14 protein-coding genes are annotated in these 16,509 nt (G+C 69.1%); 13 read left to right on the top strand and 1 reads right to left on the bottom strand.

What is annotated here, in order from left to right; translation table 11 throughout:
• Positions 1–63: 63 nt before the first annotated feature.
• The 13 genes from ACFQUV_RS15975 (at position 64) to ACFQUV_RS15915 (ending at position 15,042) form a co-directional block, all read left to right on the top strand.
• Positions 64–1,230, top strand: coding sequence for a glycosyltransferase (locus ACFQUV_RS15975; RefSeq protein WP_129607856.1), 1,167 nt, complete (start codon positions 64–66; stop codon positions 1,228–1,230).
• 304 nt (positions 1,231–1,534) lie between these two features.
• Positions 1,535–2,653, top strand: a complete 1,119-nt coding sequence (dnaN, locus tag ACFQUV_RS15970) for a DNA polymerase III subunit beta (RefSeq protein ID WP_129607857.1) — start codon at positions 1,535–1,537, stop codon at positions 2,651–2,653.
• Between the two features lie 251 nt (positions 2,654–2,904).
• On the top strand, positions 2,905–3,309 hold the full coding sequence (locus tag ACFQUV_RS15965; protein ID WP_129607858.1) for an endonuclease domain-containing protein: 405 nt from the start codon (positions 2,905–2,907) through the stop codon (positions 3,307–3,309).
• Positions 3,306–4,472 (top strand): DNA replication/repair protein RecF, encoded by a 1,167-nt coding sequence (recF, locus tag ACFQUV_RS15960; RefSeq protein WP_129607859.1) that lies wholly within the window; start codon positions 3,306–3,308, stop codon positions 4,470–4,472. The genes ACFQUV_RS15965 and recF overlap by 4 nt, the downstream gene beginning before the upstream one ends.
• Before the next feature lie 209 nt (positions 4,473–4,681).
• Complete coding sequence (locus tag ACFQUV_RS15955; RefSeq protein WP_129607629.1) at positions 4,682–5,263, top strand: carboxymuconolactone decarboxylase family protein; 582 nt, start codon at positions 4,682–4,684, stop codon at positions 5,261–5,263.
• A 59-nt stretch (positions 5,264–5,322) separates the two neighbouring features.
• Entirely contained in the window at positions 5,323–5,862 is a 540-nt protein-coding gene (locus ACFQUV_RS15950; RefSeq protein WP_129607630.1) for a peroxiredoxin, read from the top strand.
• A 340-nt stretch (positions 5,863–6,202) separates the two neighbouring features.
• The gene (gene gyrB / locus ACFQUV_RS15945) at positions 6,203–8,635 is read left to right on the top strand and encodes a DNA topoisomerase (ATP-hydrolyzing) subunit B (protein WP_129607631.1); all 2,433 of its coding nucleotides are present in this window, start codon (positions 6,203–6,205) and stop codon (positions 8,633–8,635) included.
• 309 nt (positions 8,636–8,944) lie between these two features.
• Entirely contained in the window at positions 8,945–9,916 is a 972-nt protein-coding gene (locus tag ACFQUV_RS15940) for a cytochrome c3 family protein (protein ID WP_129607632.1), read from the top strand.
• A complete protein-coding gene (locus ACFQUV_RS15935) occupies positions 9,913–10,566 on the top strand; it encodes a cytochrome b/b6 domain-containing protein (RefSeq protein WP_129607633.1) in 654 nt (217 codons plus the stop codon). Before ACFQUV_RS15940 ends, ACFQUV_RS15935 begins: the two co-directional genes overlap by 4 nt.
• 18 nt (positions 10,567–10,584) lie before the next feature.
• Positions 10,585–11,652 carry an ethylbenzene dehydrogenase-related protein gene (locus ACFQUV_RS15930; RefSeq protein ID WP_165363760.1) on the top strand — a complete coding sequence of 356 codons (1,068 nt, stop codon included), beginning with the start codon at positions 10,585–10,587 and terminating at the stop codon, positions 11,650–11,652.
• Between the two features lie 559 nt (positions 11,653–12,211).
• On the top strand, positions 12,212–13,660 hold the full coding sequence (locus ACFQUV_RS15925) for a tryptophanase (protein WP_129607635.1): 1,449 nt from the start codon (positions 12,212–12,214) through the stop codon (positions 13,658–13,660).
• 432 nt (positions 13,661–14,092) lie between these two features.
• A complete protein-coding gene (locus ACFQUV_RS15920) occupies positions 14,093–14,293 on the top strand; it encodes a hypothetical protein (protein ID WP_129607636.1) in 201 nt (66 codons plus the stop codon).
• 179 nt (positions 14,294–14,472) lie between these two features.
• Positions 14,473–15,042 carry an AAA family ATPase gene (locus ACFQUV_RS15915; RefSeq protein ID WP_129608012.1) on the top strand — a complete coding sequence of 190 codons (570 nt, stop codon included), beginning with the start codon at positions 14,473–14,475 and terminating at the stop codon, positions 15,040–15,042.
• A 496-nt stretch (positions 15,043–15,538) separates the two neighbouring features.
• On the opposite strand, the gene ACFQUV_RS15910 is transcribed toward ACFQUV_RS15915, so the two are convergent.
• Complete coding sequence (locus ACFQUV_RS15910; protein WP_378395226.1) at positions 15,539–16,435, bottom strand: MBL fold metallo-hydrolase; 897 nt, start codon at positions 16,433–16,435, stop codon at positions 15,539–15,541.
• Between the last annotated feature and the right edge of the window lie 74 nt (positions 16,436–16,509).

Here is a 16,509-nt window from a genome sequence, read left to right as displayed (position 1 = left end):
CGGATCATGATACCCGTCCCCGACGGCGCCGCTCTCGCGGCGCCCGCCGTTGCGAGTGCCGCCATGTTGTCGGACCGTCCCGAAGCGCCGCGCGCCGTCGACCCTCTCCAGCCGCTGCGCCCGGCGGCACCGCCGCGGTCGCCGCACGCCTTCGGCTCCATCGTCGAGATTGGCGGCAGCGGCCTCCTGTCCCGCGTCGACCCGCAGACCGCGACATTGGTGTGGGCCGGCCGCGAGGATCTGAGCCGGCCGCTGCCGCCCAATGTGCGCGAGTTCGGGCCGCGGACCTTCTGGCAGCTCTGGCGCGCCTGCTGGCGCTACGAGATCGACACCCTCGTGGTGATCCCGCCCGGCGGCGATGCGCCCTGGCACTGGCGGTCGCTGCGCAGCGTCTTCCGCCGGCCGTTCGGGCCGTGGCGGCGGCTCGTCCGCCTGTTCGGCGTCCAGGCCGTCCGGCTACTACCGCGCCGCGTCTCGACCATCGTGGTCGACTCCGGCGACCAGCGCACCATTCCGCGCCGCCATCGCTTTCTCGTCGATCGCTGCACCTGGTACTTCAAGCGTGAGCTGCCGATCGACCGCTGGCAGGCGCTCGAGGGTACGCTGATGCCGGCGCGGCCCGACCCCGACATCCGCGGCCGCCCGCACTACCGGCGCCGCCTGGAGAAGCTGCGGCCGCTCGCCGTCGGGCTGCTCACCGACGGCCCGACGCTGCCGCCGATGGCGTTTCCGGAGAAGACCATCGGGTTGTTCGTAGCGGTTGGCACCAACTCTTCGACGGTGCGGCAGGCCGGCCTCGCCGAGCTGCGGGCGCTCGCCGAGCGCCGCACGGACATCGTCATCGCCGAGGAGCGGCTGCTCCACGACGCGGATCTGCGTGGCATGGCGAGCGCCTGGCTGACCTGGTCGCCGGAGGGCTTGGGCTGGGACTGCGCCCGCCACTACGAGGCCGCCTCGGTCTACTCGGTGCCGGTCATCAACCAGCCGACCATCGTGCGCTTCCAGCCGCTCGTCGACGGCGTCCACGCGCTCCACTACGACGCCGACGTGCCCGGCAGCCTGACCCGGGTGGTGGAGGCGGCGCTCGCCGATCCCGAGCGGCTGCGACGGATCGCCGTCGCGGCGCGCGCCCATGTGGCCGCCCATCACCTCACGCCGTGGCAGCGGGCCGAGCAGCTCCTGTCCTATCGATCCGGCCTGGCCGAGCCCCCCGGCGGCATCGCCCAGTGAGGCGCGGTCGCCCAGCCGGTCGCCCGCGGCTTCGCTCGATCGGCCGAAACGTCGGTTTTTCCTGTGGTTCGGCCTCGTTACCCTTGCCGAATCCGCGCCGGCGCGGCACTTTCCCCAGTCCGGCGCACCGGCACCCGGTGCCGGTCCGCGACATCCGTCCGCGTGCCCCAGGGCTGTTTCGACCGGATCGTCGCGTTTGCGCGCCGCCGGGCGATCGCCGCCGTCGAGATCCGAGGCGGCTCCGGCCGCCCGTCGGATCGGTTGCGCGTCGTTGGTTTGGCGTCTCGGTAGAGCGGGGTTGCGCATGAAGGTCACGGTCGAGCGATCCGAACTCCTGCGGTCGCTGTCGCATGTCCACCGTGTGGTCGAGCGGCGCAACACCATCCCGATCCTCGCCAACGTGCTGATCCGCGCCGACCGCGCCGAGCTGGCCTTCAAGGCGACCGATCTCGACATCGAGGTGATCGAGACCATCGCGGCCGAGGTGGCGACGCCGGGCGTCACCACGGTGCCGGCCCACATGTTCTACGAGATCGTCCGCAAGCTGCCCGAGGGAGCGCAGATCACGCTGGACGCCACCGGCGACCGCGCCGTGATGGTGATCCGCGCCGGCCGCTCGAAGTTCACCTTGCAGACCCTGCCCGAGAGCGACTTCCCGGACCTCGCCGCCGGTGACATGACGCACGCCTTCGCGCTGCCGGCCGCCGATCTCAAGCGCCTCATCGACAAGACCCAGTTCGCCATCTCGACCGAAGAGACGCGCTACTACCTCAACGGCATCTTCCTGCATGTCGCCGGCGAGGGCGCCGGCGCGATGCTGCGCGCGGTGGCGACCGACGGCCACCGGCTCGCCCAGGTCGAGTTTCCGGCGCCGCCCGGCACCGACGGGATGCCGGGCGTCATCGTGCCGCGCAAGACCGTCGGCGAGGTCCACCGGCTGATCGAGGACCCGTCGGGCGAGGTGACGATCGATCTCTCCGCCACCAAGATCCGCTTCACGCTCGGCGGCGTCGTGCTCACCTCCAAGCTGATCGACGGCACCTTCCCGGACTACGGGCGGGTGATCCCGGCCGGCAACGACAAGCTGCTGGAGGTCGAAAAGCACGACTTCGAGCAGGCGGTCGACCGCGTCTCCACGGTGTCGAGCGAGCGCGGCCGCGCCGTCAAGCTGTCGATCTCGGGCGGCAAGCTGGTGCTCTCGGTCACCAACCCGGACTCCGGCAGCGCCACCGAGGAGATCGAAGTCGGCTACGACGCCGACCCGCTCGATATCGGCTTCAACTCGCGCTACCTGCTCGACATCGCGGCGCAGATCGACGGCGACACCGCGGTGCTCAAGCTCGCCGACCCCGGCTCGCCAACGCTGATCCAGGACAAGGACGCCAAGGGCGCCCTCTATGTGCTGATGCCCATGCGGGTGTAGGGGCGGATTGCGGGTGTGACAGCGCTGCGCGTTCTTCCCCAGGTCTGACCCCGCCCACGGGCGCACCCTCTCCCCTTGTGGGAGAGGGTGGCGAGGACAGAACGAAGTGAGGTCCGAGCCGGGTGAGGGGTTCGTTCGAGACGCAGGCCAAGACCCCTCACCCGGCTCCTCGCTCCGCTCGGAACCACCCTCTCCCACAAGGGGAGAGGGAAGAGGAGCGAGCGGCAAGGCCGAACCTTCCACGGAACCCCATGGCATCGGCTCCGCACCATCGTCGGGTTCGTTCAGGCATTCGCGACAATGCCAAACACATGCGGCGTCAGCCGACGGACGCGGAGTCCGCGATGTGGCGGCTGCTTCGCAACAGGCGCCTGACGGGGTTGAAGTTCAGGCGGCAGGTCCCGTTTCGGGGCTGTATCCTCGATTTCGTCTGTTTCGACCGCAAGCTCGTGATCGAGATCGACGGCAGCCAGCATCTCGGATCTGCGCGCGATGAGGTGCGCGATGCCGTGCTGGACGCCGAGGGTTTCGTGATCGTCCGCTACTGGAACAACGACGTGCAGCAACGCTCTCGGTCCGTTCTGGAAGACCTGCTGGAACGCATCGCACGCCTGACTCCGGCCGCTGCGGTCGTCGGGGATTCCGCGTCGCCGTGACCCTCGCCCCGCAGATTCTTCGGCTCGGCCTCACCGACTTCCGGAGCTGGCGCGCCGCGACCCTGACGGTCGAGCGGCGTCTCGTCGTGCTCACCGGGCCGAACGGCGCCGGCAAGACCAACATCCTGGAGGCGATCTCGTTTCTGGCGCCCGGCCGCGGCCTGCGGCGGGCCACGCTCGACGCCGTCGCCCGCGACGAGGGCGCCGGCACCTGGGCGGTGGCGGCCGAGGTGGAAGGGGCGCTCGGGCTGGCCACGCTGGGCACCGGCCTCGCGGCGCCGGCCGGCGCCGAAGGTGGCCATGCGCGAAAATGCCGGATCGATCGCGAGCCGGTCGGCTCCGCCACCGCCTTCGCGGATCATCTCCGCCTGGTCTGGCTGGTGCCCGCCATGGACGGGCTGTTCGTCGGGCCGGCGGCCGAGCGGCGACGCTTCCTCGACCGGCTGGTGCTCGCAGTTCATCCCGACCACGGCAGCCGGGTGTCGGCGCTCGACCGGGCCCTGCGCGGCCGCAACCGCCTGCTGGAGAGCCCGACGCCCGATCCGCACTGGCTCGACGCCGCCGAGCACGAGGTCGCCGAGCTCGCCGTCGCGGTCGCGGTCGCACGGGCCGAGACGGTGCAGCGGCTCGCGGCGGCGCTCGCGGCCCGCCGCGACGGCCCGTTCCCCACCGCCGGCCTCGCCCTCGACGGCTGGATGGAGGCGGCCGCCCGTGACCGCCCTGCCCTCGCGCTCGAGGACGAGTACCGCGCCCGCCTGCGTGACGGCCGGCCGCGCGACGCCGCCGCCGGCCGCACCCTCGACGGGCCGCATCTCACCGACCTCGCCGTCACCTTCCTGCCCAAGGGCGTGGCGGCCCGCGACGCCTCGACCGGCGAGCAGAAGGCGCTGCTGATCGCGCTGGTGCTGGCCCATGCCGAGCTGGTCGCCACCATGACGGGCATCGCCCCCCTGGTGCTGCTCGACGAGGTGGTGGCGCACCTCGATCCCGGCCGGCGCGAGGCGCTGTTCGGGGCGCTCGGGGCGCTCGGGGCGCAGGTGTGGATGGCGGGGGCCGACCCGGCCGCCTTCGCGGCCATTGCGGCCGACGCCGACCTGTTCGAGGTGACGCCCGGCCAGGTGCGCCGGCCGGAGGCGCCGGCCCGCTTGGCTGGCCGGCCCTGACCCTCCTCGCCCAATCCCGCCCGCCCACAGCTCCCACACAGCTTGGCAGTGGGGCGACTTGCCGCGCCGCAACAACTGCGAATTAGTTGCATTAAAACGGTAGGGCGCTAAGGCTTCTTCCTCGAATGCACTGATTTGCATCTGTGTCGCCGTGCCTCGATCGACCGCGATCAGGCGCGACGACTGCCATCGCGACGTGAGGAGACGGCATGAGCGAGCTCGAAACCCTGCGGCAGGCCCTGCCCGATTACGGCAAGGACATCCGGCTCAATCTCGGCTCGCTGCTGGGGTCCGGCGGCGTGCCGGAGCTGACGGCGGCCCAGACCTGGGGATGCGCCATCGCGGCCGCCGTCGCGGCCCGCCAACCGGCGCTGCTGCGTGCCGTCGAGGCGGAGGCGGCCCGCGCCATCGATCCGGCGACCGCCGAGGCGGCCCGCACGGCCGCCGCCCTGATGGCGATGACCAATGTCTATTACCGGGCCGTCCACATGGCGGGCGACGCCGACCTCGCCAAGCTGCCGGCCGGCCTGCGGATGAACGCGCTGACCCGCCACGGCATCGCCCAGGCCGATTTCGAGCTGTTCGGGCTGGCCGCCTCGGCCGTGAAGGGCTGCGAGGGCTGCACCCGCGCCCATGTCGAGGGGGCCCGCAAGCACGGCCTGAGCGTCCAGGCCGTGCAGGCGGCGCTGCGGATCGCCGCCGTGATCCATGCCGCCGCGACCCTGCTCGACGCCGTCCCGACCGCGACGTCGGCAGCCCCGATCACCGCCGGCGAGCCGGCACTGGCCTGACCGCGCCGGCCCTCGCCACCACGACCACCCACCCCAACACAGGACTGGACTGACCGAACATGCTTACCGTCGGCGACAAGCTCCCCGCCTTCGATCTTCAGGCCGTCGTCTCGACCGATCCGCGGTCGGCCTTCGCCCGCATCACCGACACCACCAACCCGGGCAAGTGGAAGGTGCTGTTCTTCTGGCCGAAGGACTTCACCTTCGTGTGCCCGACCGAGATCGCCGCCTTCGGTGCCCTCAACGGCGAGTTCGCCGACCGCGACGCGGTGATCTACGGCATCTCGACCGACAGCGAGTACGTCCACCTGGCCTGGCGCCAGAACCACAAGGACCTGGCGAAGCTGCCCTTCCCCATGCTGTCCGACATCAAGCGTGAGCTGTCGACGGCGCTCGGCGTGCTCCACCGCGAGGAAGGCGTCTGCCTGCGCGCCACCTTGATCGCCGATCCGGAGGGGATCATCCGCTTCGTCTCGGTCAACGATCTCAGCGTCGGCCGCAACCCGCAGGAGGTGCTGCGCGTGCTCGACGCCTTGCAGACCGACGAGCTGTGCCCGTGCAACTGGCAGAAGGGCGAGTCGGTCCTGACCGCCGCCTGAGCCGCGGCGCGAGCCTCGGAATCCGTTCGGCGGGGCGGCACGGTGCGTGCCGCCCCGTTTCGTTTCGCCTTTCCGTGTCGCCCTTGCCGTGTCGCGTCGGCCCCCTCGGGCGACGCGGCTGCGGCGCCCCCACCGACGCCGGCGCAGAGTCGCCGAACGGCCTCGATTCGGGATCGCGGCGCAGCCCGGCCCCGGCTCTTTCGCGACCCCTCGAAAGCCTTGAAATCTCCTTCCCCGACAACCATTTATCGATCGGGATATTGTCCTGTACGCGCCTCCGGTTTCGTGCCACACCAGCGGCGTGACTTCCCTTAGGCATCCCCCGATCGAAACCCGCTCGATGGACGAACCGACCCCCTCGCTCACGCCGCCCGCGCGGTCCGATTACGGCGCCGAATCGATCCAGGTCCTCAAGGGCCTCGACGCGGTTCGCAAGCGCCCCGGCATGTATATCGGCGACACCGACGACGGCTCCGGCCTCCATCACATGGTGTACGAGGTCGTCGACAACGCCGTCGACGAGGCGCTGGCCGGCTGGGCCAAGGAGGTATCGGTCACCCTCAACGCCGACGGCTCGGTGACGGTGCGCGACGACGGTCGCGGCATCCCGACCGGCATTCACCAGGGCGAGGGCGTGTCGGCCGCCGAGGTCATCATGACCCAGCTGCATGCCGGCGGGAAGTTCAACCAAGACTCCTACAAGGTCTCCGGTGGCCTGCACGGCGTCGGCGTGTCGGTGGTCAACGCGCTGTCGAGCTGGCTCAAGCTCACCATCTGGCGCGACGGCAAGACCCACGCGATGGAGTTCCGCCACGGCGAGGCGGTGGCCCCGCTCGCGGTCATCGGCGATTCGGACGGCCGGCGCGGCACCGAGGTGACGTTCCTGCCGTCGACCGAAACCTTCACGATGACGGAGTTCGACTGGGCGACGCTGGAGCATCGGCTGCGCGAGCTCGCCTTTCTCAACTCCGGCGTCCGCATCGTGCTGACCGACAAGCGTCACGCCGTCGAGAAGCGCGAGGAGATGCACTACGAGGGCGGCGTCGAGGCGTTCGTCCGCTACGTCGACCGCAACAAGAAGCCGCTGATCGCCGACCCGATCGTCATCAAGTCGGGGCGTGACGGCATCGAGGTCGAATGCGCGCTGTGGTGGAACGACGGCTATCACGAGGCCGTGCTGTGCTTCACCAACAACATCCCCCAGCGTGACGGCGGCACGCACCTCGCCGGCTTCCGCGGCGCCCTCACCCGCCAGGTGACGAGCTACGCGGAGTCGGGCGGCGTCACCAAGAAGGAGAAGGTGGCGCTCACCGGCGACGATTGCCGCGAGGGCCTCACCGCGGTGCTGTCCGTCAAGGTGCCGGACCCTAAGTTCTCGTCGCAGACCAAGGACAAGCTGGTCTCCTCCGAGGTCCGCCCGGTGGTCGAGGGGGTTCTGAACGAGGCGCTGGCCGCCTGGTTCGAGGAGCATCCGAGCGAGGCGAGAACCGTCGTCGGCAAGGTGGTCGAGGCGGCTACGGCCCGCGAAGCCGCGCGAAAGGCGCGCGAGCTGACGCGGCGCAAGGGCGCGCTCGACGTCGCCTCGCTGCCCGGCAAGCTCGCCGACTGCCAGGAGCGCGACCCGGCGAAATCGGAGCTGTTCATCGTCGAGGGCGACTCGGCCGGCGGCTCCGCCAAGCAGGGCCGCAACCGCGAGTTCCAGGCCGTGCTGCCGTTGCGCGGAAAAATCCTCAACGTGGAGCGCGCCCGCATCGACAAGATGCTGTCGAGCCAGGAGATCGGCACGCTGATCACCGCGCTCGGCACCGGCGTGTCGGAGGAGTTCACCGCCGACAAGCTGCGCTACCACAAGATCATCATCATGACGGACGCCGACGTCGACGGCGCCCATATCCGCACCCTGCTGCTGACCTTCTTCTACCGGCAGATGCGCGAGCTGATCGAGCGCGGCCACGTCTTCATCGCCCAGCCGCCGCTCTACAAGGTGACGCGCGGCAAGTCCGAGCAGTACCTGAAGGACGAGCGGGCGCTGGAAGATTACCTGATCGTCACCGGCCTCGACGAGGCGGTGTTCCGCGCCCATTCGGGCGAGGAGCGCGCCGGCCCCGATCTGCGCCTCCTGGTCGACCAGGCCCGCACGGTGCGCGCCGTGCTGGCCGGGCTGCACAGCCGCTACAACCGCGCCGTGGTCGAGCAGGCCGCCATCGCGGGGGTGCTGTCGCCCGCCGTGCTCGGCAACACCGAGGATGCCGAACGGGCCGCCGCCTACATCGCCCGCCGTCTCGACGCGCTCGCCGACGAGACCGAGCGCGGTTGGGTCGGCCGTTCGGTCGAGGGCGAGGGCTTCGCGTTCGAGCGCACGGTGCGCGGCGTCAAGGAGGTGGCGGTCATCGACCACGCCTTGCTCGGCTCGGTCGAGGCCAAGAAGCTCGACGATCTCGCGCCGCTGCTCCAGCAGGTCTACCCGCGCCCCGGCGTGCTCCGCCGCAAGAGCGAGGAAACCCCGATCCACGGCCCCATCGACCTGATCGAGGCGGTGATCGCGGCCGGCCGCAAGGGCGTGGCGCTGCAACGCTACAAGGGCCTCGGCGAGATGAACCCGGGCCAGCTCTGGGAGACCACGCTCGACACCCACGCCCGCTCGCTGCTCCAGGTGAAGATCAAGGAGGTCGACGAGGCCGACGACATCTTCACCAAGCTGATGGGCGACGTCGTGGAGCCGCGGCGCGAGTTCATCCAGGACAACGCGCTCGCCGCCAGCGTGGATGTCTAGGACGGTATTTAGATCCTCCATCCGTTTCATATGTAAGGATCATTGCGGAGGCTAGTGCTCCTGCATTGCACGCACATGCGTTGTATTTAACTGCGTAAGTATTTCAGCGCTTGCAGCCGAACCTCTGTCATTCTCCAATGTGTCTGCCGCCGCGCTGCCGGTGATGCGGTTCGTGATCAGGTCGGGTTTGCATTCTTCTGATGTGCCGGTGGCGCAGGTTCCTGCTCGTCGAGGCTCGTCCCCACTCTTGCGGTCGCTCGTTCCCGTAGCCGTCTCGCTCGCGTCCCTTCACGGAACCGTCCACCTGTCATGCACGCAGGTCGCAGTTTCGCCACCGCCATCCTCCCGCTCGTTCTCGCCCTGACACCGTCGGCACCCGCCCACGCCCAGAGCACGGTGGCGCTCGACCCTGCCAAGCTCGCCGAGATCCGCGAGTCGAACGCCAAGTGCTTCGCCTGCCACTCCGCCGACGGGCTCAAGTCGCCACCTCGGCAGGACATGGATTTCGACAAGCTGAAGTCCCTGCTGCACGACCCGGCCCTCTATGAGACCTCCAGCCACGGCCGCGTCGAGTGCCGCACCTGCCACGGCGTCGGCTCCACCACGTTTCCGCACGGCGCCACGCTGAAGGCCCAGGTGAGCCCCTGCTCGGAGTGCCACGCCGCCAAGGTGTACCGCATCGAAACGCAGTTCGAAGCCAGCGTCCACGCCAAAACCCAGAAGGACAAGTTCACCTGCTGGTCGTGCCACGACGGACACGTCTACAACATCGCCGCCAAGATCGGGACTCCGGCCAAGATCGTCGCGCAAGACAATGCGATGTGCCTGGACTGCCACAACTCCGACCTCCAGTTCTCGAAGTTCGCGCCGGTCGGAAAGCGCCGACCGACCATCGACACGATCCACGCCTGGCTGCCGAACACCAAGAGCCACTGGGGCTCGGTGCGCTGTGTCGAGTGCCACACCCCGGCGGGCCGGAGTTTCTCCCACGAGATCCTCGACAAATCGAAGGCCGAGAAGAACTGCGTGTCGTGCCATTCACGCGAATCGTCGCTGCGCACCCGTCTCTACCGACACCTGGTCGCCGCGGAGGAAGAGAAGTTCGGCTTCGTCAACAGCATCTTCCTGAGCCAGTCCTATGTGATCGGCGCCAGCCGCAATCCGTGGATCGACTGGTCGGTCGGCGCGGCGGCGGCGCTGCTCGCCGTCGGGATGCTGACGCACGCCCTGCTCCGCATCGGCGCGGCGCTGTGGCGGCGCCGGGAAAGAAGGCCGCCATGAAGACACGCATCTACCTGCTGCCGCTGTGGCTGCGGCTCTGGCACTGGAGCAACGCAGTTCTGATCATCGTTCTGGCGGTGACCGGAGCCAGCCTGCACTTCGCCGACTCGACCCTCGTCCCGGTGTCCTTCGCCACCGCCGCACAGATCCACGACCTCGCCGGGATGTCGCTGGTGGGGCTGTATGTCTTCTTCGTCATCGCCAATGCCGTGACCGGAAACTGGTGGCAGTATATCCCGAAGCCGCCCGACATCATGGCGCGCTCGTTGAAAGTGACTCGCTACTACGCCTACGGAATCATGCGAGGCGAGCGCGACCCGCACGAGCCGACCCCCGACACCAACTTCAACGACATGCAGGCATCGGCCTATCTGGTCGTCATGTATCTGATGATGCCCGTGGTGGTGATCACCGGCCTGATCTTCATGTTTCCGCAGACCGCACCCGACCGCCTGTTCGGATTCGACGGCCTGTTTCCCATCGCGGTGCTGCATTACGTGACTGGCGCCGGCGTGGTGTTGTTCGCCATCCTGCACGTCTATCTGGGGACGCTCGGACATACCGCGACATCGCAATACAAGACGATGATCACCGGCTGGCACGAGGGTGACCTGCCTTCCGGCCGGACCTCGTCGAGACGTGCCCGCTGACAACAGGAGGGAATGCCAATGAGACGTTCGACAGTGCTGACGTCATCAGTCACCTTGGCGGCTCTCGCACTCGCGGCGCCAGTCGCGCTCGCCCAGGAGAAACCCGTCGCGATGAAGCCTGTCCAGGTCAGGGCCGTGAAGGCGACGGCGGCACCGACGCTCGACGCCGACGCAAGCGACCCGGTGTGGAAGCAAGCGCCGGTCACCGTCATCGAGGCGGTCAAAGGCGTGCATTTCAAGGACAATGCCGGCAACACCAATGCCACCGTGCAGGCCGCGTATCTTGCCGACACCCTTTACATGCTGATCACCTGGGAAGATCCAACCCTGTCGGTGCGGCGCTTCCCGTTCCAGAAGCAGGCTGACGGATCTTGGAAGAAGCTCGTCGACCCCGAAGACAAGGGCGGCGACGACAATCTCTACTACGAGGACAAGTTCGCGGTGATCTGGAACATCGGCAAGTCGATGTTCGGCTTCGACGAGCGCTTCGGCTGCCAAGTGAGCTGCCACGCCGGCGAGCCCGGCAAGCCCTACGGCAACAAGTACACCAGCGAGGAGGGCGAAATCGGCGACATGTGGCACATGAAGTATGTGCGCGGCGGCTTCCTCGGCCAGATCGACGACCAGTGGCTCGATCACACCCGCTTCGATCCGCAGAAGGCGCGGGAGGCCGGCCGCAAGTCCGACGCCAACACCGGCGGCGGCTACCAGGACGTCAAGCTGGTCGACGGCAAGCCGGAATTCATGAGCAAGGACGCCAAGGCGGCCAACAAGGGCGGCACCTACTGGATCAGGGCCGAGGACAAGGTGCCGTTCGACGATTCGAAGTTCGTCGCCGGCGACGAGGTCGCCTCGATCGTCGTCGCTCCGTTCACTGGCGACCGCGGGGACATCAAGGCCGCGGTGGTGTGGAAGGACGGCAAGTGGACCGCCGAGTTGTCGCGCAAGCTCGTCACCGGCTCGAAGACCGACGTGCAGTTCGACGACCTGGGGAAGACCTACGGCTTCGGCGTAGCCTTCTTCGACAATGCCCAGGTGCGCCACGCCTACAGCCAAGCGCCGCTGATCCTCGGCTTCGAGAAATAGCCGCCACGACCGCCGCGACATCGTCCGGTTGCCGCCGAGCCAAACGGCAACTCGGATCGTCGTGGCAGGACTGGCGCGGCAGGACTGGCGCGGCAGGACTGGCGTGGCAGGACTGGCGTGGCAGGACTGGCGTGGCAGGACTGGCGTGGCAGGACTGGCGTGGCAGGACTTGCGTGGCAGGACTTGGACGGGCGAGCGAAGGCTCGCCCGTCCCGTCGACGGCGGCGGGGCGGAGCACCGCGGCACGCCGGGTGCGCCAGCCGGGAGTAGCAATCGGGCACACGGGGTTGGCGCAGCAGACCGCCAGCGGTAGACCGCCGGCAGTGCCCCGGCCGCTCGCCCGCGCGTCTTCCCGGGCGCCGGCCGACGCCGCCCCTCTGGCGGCGGAAATATCCGGTTCGCCCTTCGGCTGCATTGATTCCGCCGGCCCTTTTTGACAGGGTGCCGCCGCTACGTATTCCGGCCGGCAGCTATCTCCGAACCGCAGACCAAGACGGGCATTTCAGCCGGTACTGTTTTTCACGACCCCCGTTCCATCCCGAACCGATTGAGGAATGACATGGCGAACGTCGCGTTCTACGGGGGCGAAACGGTTCCCTTGGAGATGCACAAGGTCCGCATCGTCCAGAAGCTCAGCCTGCCGCCGGTCGAGCGGCGCCTGGAGGTGATCAACCAGGCCGGCAACAACACGTTCCTGCTCCAGAACGCGGACGTGTTCCTCGACATGCTCACCGACTCCGGCGTCAACGCCATGAGCGACCAGCAGCAAGCCGCCATGCTGGTCGCCGACGACTCCTATGCCGGCAGCGCCACCTATACGCGCCTAGAGAGCAAGCTGCGCGAGCTGTTCGGCATGGAGTGGTTCCTGCCGACCCACCAGGGCCGCGCCTGCGAGCACATCCTGGCCAAGGTGCTGGTGACGCCCGGCACCGTGGTGCCGATGAACTATCACTTCACCACCACCAAGGCGCACATCACCCTGTGCGGCGGCACCGTGGAGGAGCTGGTCACCGACGCCGGGCTGGCGGTCACCAGCACGTTGCCGTTCAAGGGCGACATGGACATCGGCAAGCTCACCGCCGTGATCGCCAAGCACGGCGCCGACAAGATCGCCTTCGTGCGGGTCGAGTCCGGCACCAACCTGATCGGCGGCCAGCCGGTGTCGCTGAAGAATCTCGCCGAGGTCAGCGCGGTGTGTCGCGAGCACGGCATCGTGCTGGTGATGGACGCGAGCCTGCTCGCCGACAATCTCTACTTCAACAAGACCCGCGAGGACGCCTGCAAGGGCATGACCATCCGGGAGATCACCCGGGCGATCGCCGACCTCTGCGACGTCATCTACTTCTCGGCCCGCAAGCTGGGCTGCGCGCGCGGCGGTGGCATCTGCATCCGCGACCGCGCCCTCTACGAGCGCATGCGCGGGTTCGTGCCGCTCTACGAGGGCTTCCTCACCTATGGGGGCATGTCGGTCCGCGAGATGGAGGCACTCACCGTCGGTCTCGACGAGACCATGGACGAGGACATGATCAACCAGGGGCCGCAGTTCATCGCCTACATGGTGGACGAGCTGAGCAAGCGCGGCGTTCCGGTGATCACCCCGGCCGGCGGCCTCGGCTGCCATGTCGACGCCAAGCGCTTCGTCGACCACATCCCGCAGTCGCAGTACCCGGCCGGCGCGCTGGCGGCGGCGCTCTACATCGCGGGCGGCATCCGCGGCATGGAGCGCGGCACGCTGTCCGAGCAGCGCGAGCCGGACGGCCGCGAGGTGTTCGCCAACATGGAGCTGGTGCGGCTCGCGGTGCCGCGGCGGGTGTTCACCCTGTCGCAGATCAAGTACGCGATCGACCGCCTCGCCTGGCTGCACGAGAACCGGGCGTTGATCGAAGGGCTCATCTTCTACGACGAGCCGGAGATCCTGCGCTTCTTCTACGGCCGCCTGAAGCCGGTGTCCGACTGGCAGGAGCGGCTGGTGGCGAAGTTCCGGGCCGATCTCGGCGACAGCCTCTGAGCCGGAGCGGACCCCGGCCCAACCAGGGTCGGGGTCCGCCTTGCAGGCTGTCGGAGTCCCGATCCTGGTCGTTCCGGTGCCGGCCGAAGGCCGGAGCCCATCGCTCGATTGGTGAGGCCCCTCTGGCCGAGCCAGGCGTATCGCGCGGCCGCACTGCACCCATTCGCGGGCGGAATCGCCGCCATGCACCTGGACGGGGTGGCTGGGCCTTCAGGCTTTGTTAACCATGTCGGTGCAAATCGATCGGCCTGGCTCGGCCGGCCCGCTGCCCGCATGGCGCACGAGAGGGCGCCGCGTTCGGGGCTCCGCAAGCGGAGCCGTCGCGCCGGGACCGAGTCGTTCGCGGTCGTTCCGAGTTGTGGCGTTCGCAGTTGTGGCGTTCGAAGCGTGTGTCGCCGTCCTGCCTGTTCAGCGCGAAGCGATTGCCCGGCCATGACCATCGAATCGTCCGACGACATGCTGTCCCTTCATGCCGAGAGCCGCGCCCTCCTGGCGCAGAGTCGACGGTTGCGCGCACTCTCGCAGCAGGCTCGTCAGGAGGCCGCCGCGCTGAGGGCGCAAAGCCGCGCCATGCGGCTCGGCTCGCGGGTTCTCGGCTCCGACGATCAGCGCTCGTCGACCGCCTCTCTCTGACGGCTGACCGAGCTTTCCTCGACGCCGCGGTGAACACCTCGCCGGCCGCCCGGCCGCGGGCGAGGACCGTGGGCATTCTCCTGTTCCGATCGTCCGACCGACCCGCTCACGCGGCGGGGCACGGCGGACTCGACGCGCGCCGGCGCCGGCATTCCCACACCCACCCCCGGAACTCCCGCATGACCGACACCCCCACGCCCTTCCATGTGATCACCGGCGGCCCCGGCTCCGGCAAGAGCACCTTGATCGACGCGCTCGAAAGGGCCGGCTTCGCCCGCACCGTCGAGGCCGGCCGCGCAATCATTCAGGACCAAACGGCGATCGACGGCCCCGCCCTGCCATGGCGCGACCCGGCCCTGTTCGCCGAGCTGATGCTGAGCTGGGAGATGCGCTCGCGCCAGGCGGCGGGCCGGCACGCCGGCCCGGTGTTCTTCGACCGCGGCGTTCCCGACGTGATCGGCTATGTGGTCCTGCTGGGGCGGCCGGTGCCGCCCCACATGGAGCGCGCGGCGGCAAAATTCCGCTACGAGAGGCGGGTCTTCGTCGCACCGCCGTGGCCGGAGATCTACACGCGGGACGCCGAGCGCCGACAGGACTTCGACGAGGCGGTGCGGACCTGCGAGGCCATGACGATCACCTATCGACGGCTCGGCTATACGCCCATCGCGCTGCCGCGGGCCTCGGTGGCGGAGCGGCTGCGGTTCGTGCTCGACACGCTCGGCCTCGTGGCGCCGCCGGGTCGCCGGTGACGCCGGCCGGGCTCGACTCTTCAGCGCGCATTAAGCATAATGCCGTATGATACCGGATCCTGGGCTCGTGCCGGTGCCCGCCGGTCCGGCCAGGGATGTGGCCCATTATCCGCTGGTGACAGCCGCTCTGACTGTGCCGGGGCGCACCTGTCGAGCCATCGGGGCGTGGGAGTCTGCCGGGGGCGGTTCTAGAACGCCGTCGGCAGGCCGATCCACCGGCGACGAGGCGTTCTCGACGAGACGTTCTCGTTGCGGGGGCTGTCGAGACGTCCGGAGCACGTTCTGTCCGGAGCACATTCTGTCCGGAGCATGCCTCCCGAGCCCGCTCTCCCGAGCCCGCTCTGACGGTCTGCTCTCCCCCGGAGCACGTCGACGGGACCCGGCTCCAATCGCGAGATTGGACACCCGGGTCATCGTGTGCGGCAGCCCCTGATCCGCTCTCCCCGAAACGCTCCTCCTCTGATCCGCCCATTCGCGGGCGCGGCCCCGCCCCCCCTCACCGGCCCGGCAGCACCAGGAATTTCGGCTGCGCCGGCAGCGTCGCCTTGGACACCACCAGCGACGGCGTCTCGGCCATCTCGATCGCGTAGAGATCACGCACCCGGTCGAGGAAGCGGTCCAGGGTGTAGCGGCTGAAATAGTGCATCGGGATCATCAGCGGGGCCTTGAGGGCCTGGAGCACCTCCACCATGCCGTCGAGATCGAGCGTGTAGCTGCCGTCGACCGGCACCAGCACGACGTCGACGCGGCCGATCTCGGCGAGCTGCTGGGCCGTCAATGTGTGATGCAGATGGCCCAGATGGGCGATGCACAGCGTGCCCGCCTCGACGATGAAGATCGCGTTGCCGTGCCGCACCGTGCCGCCGCCCGTCCAGTCGCGGATGTTGGTGGCGACGCTGCGGACATGGACGTCACCATGGGTGACGTCGTGGGCAGCCGGCTTGCCGTCGTCGCGCCAGCCGTGCAGCACATGCTTGATGCCGGGCTCGGGCGCCAAGGTGTAGTGGGTCGAATGCGCCCGGTTCATGGTGGCGATGTCGGGCACCACCGGCGGCTTGACGTAGTCGTTGTAGTCGGTGGCGACGCGGACGAGCCGCGGGCTCTCGATCAGGAAGGTCGAGTGGCCCACATAGGTCAGCCGCACCTGATCGGGCGCCAGCGCGGCCGGACGGAACGCCGCCGGCATCGCCCGCGGCGGCACCGCCGAGACCAGGCCGGGACAGCTCTCGGCTCGCCCGGGGGTGGCCGGGGCCGCGGGGGCGGCGGGCTGTGCCGCGGAAGGACCCGCCGTCGACGCGGCGAGCCAGAGCATCAGGGCGGTCAGGACGACGAGGGACACGGGCGCGGGGCGCGCGGCCGCACGAGCGGGCCGCCGGACGGGGGTGAACGGCATGCGGGCTCCCTGGTGGTGCGGAGCCGAGCATAACCGAGGGGCGGCCGGTGTCCGCCGGCCGCCCGAACACAATC

The sequence above is a fragment of the Rhodoplanes sp. P11 genome (genome assembly GCF_964266735.1).
Lineage (GTDB): Bacteria > Pseudomonadota > Alphaproteobacteria > Rhizobiales > Xanthobacteraceae > Rhodoplanes > Rhodoplanes serenus.
The sequence above is the reverse complement of the archived record's forward strand: the minus strand, read 5'-3'. Positions and strand labels throughout refer to the sequence as shown.

Coding starts and splice junctions, on each gene's coding strand:
- ACFQUV_RS15975 (WP_129607856.1), top strand. CDS start 64: ATGTTGTCGGACCGTCCCGAAGCGCCGCGCGCCGTCGACCCTCTCCAG.
- ACFQUV_RS15955 (WP_129607629.1), top strand. CDS start 4,682: ATGAGCGAGCTCGAAACCCTGCGGCAGGCCCTGCCCGATTACGGCAAG.
- ACFQUV_RS15930 (WP_165363760.1), top strand. CDS start 10,585: ATGAGACGTTCGACAGTGCTGACGTCATCAGTCACCTTGGCGGCTCTC.
- ACFQUV_RS15915 (WP_129608012.1), top strand. CDS start 14,473: ATGACCGACACCCCCACGCCCTTCCATGTGATCACCGGCGGCCCCGGC.
- ACFQUV_RS15940 (WP_129607632.1), top strand. CDS start 8,945: ATGCACGCAGGTCGCAGTTTCGCCACCGCCATCCTCCCGCTCGTTCTC.
- ACFQUV_RS15965 (WP_129607858.1), top strand. CDS start 2,905: ATGGCATCGGCTCCGCACCATCGTCGGGTTCGTTCAGGCATTCGCGAC.
- ACFQUV_RS15950 (WP_129607630.1), top strand. CDS start 5,323: ATGCTTACCGTCGGCGACAAGCTCCCCGCCTTCGATCTTCAGGCCGTC.
- ACFQUV_RS15920 (WP_129607636.1), top strand. CDS start 14,093: ATGACCATCGAATCGTCCGACGACATGCTGTCCCTTCATGCCGAGAGC.
- ACFQUV_RS15925 (WP_129607635.1), top strand. CDS start 12,212: ATGGCGAACGTCGCGTTCTACGGGGGCGAAACGGTTCCCTTGGAGATG.
- ACFQUV_RS15935 (WP_129607633.1), top strand. CDS start 9,913: ATGAAGACACGCATCTACCTGCTGCCGCTGTGGCTGCGGCTCTGGCAC.
- dnaN (WP_129607857.1), top strand. CDS start 1,535: ATGAAGGTCACGGTCGAGCGATCCGAACTCCTGCGGTCGCTGTCGCAT.
- ACFQUV_RS15910 (WP_378395226.1), bottom strand. CDS start 16,435: ATGCCGTTCACCCCCGTCCGGCGGCCCGCTCGTGCGGCCGCGCGCCCC.
- gyrB (WP_129607631.1), top strand. CDS start 6,203: ATGGACGAACCGACCCCCTCGCTCACGCCGCCCGCGCGGTCCGATTAC.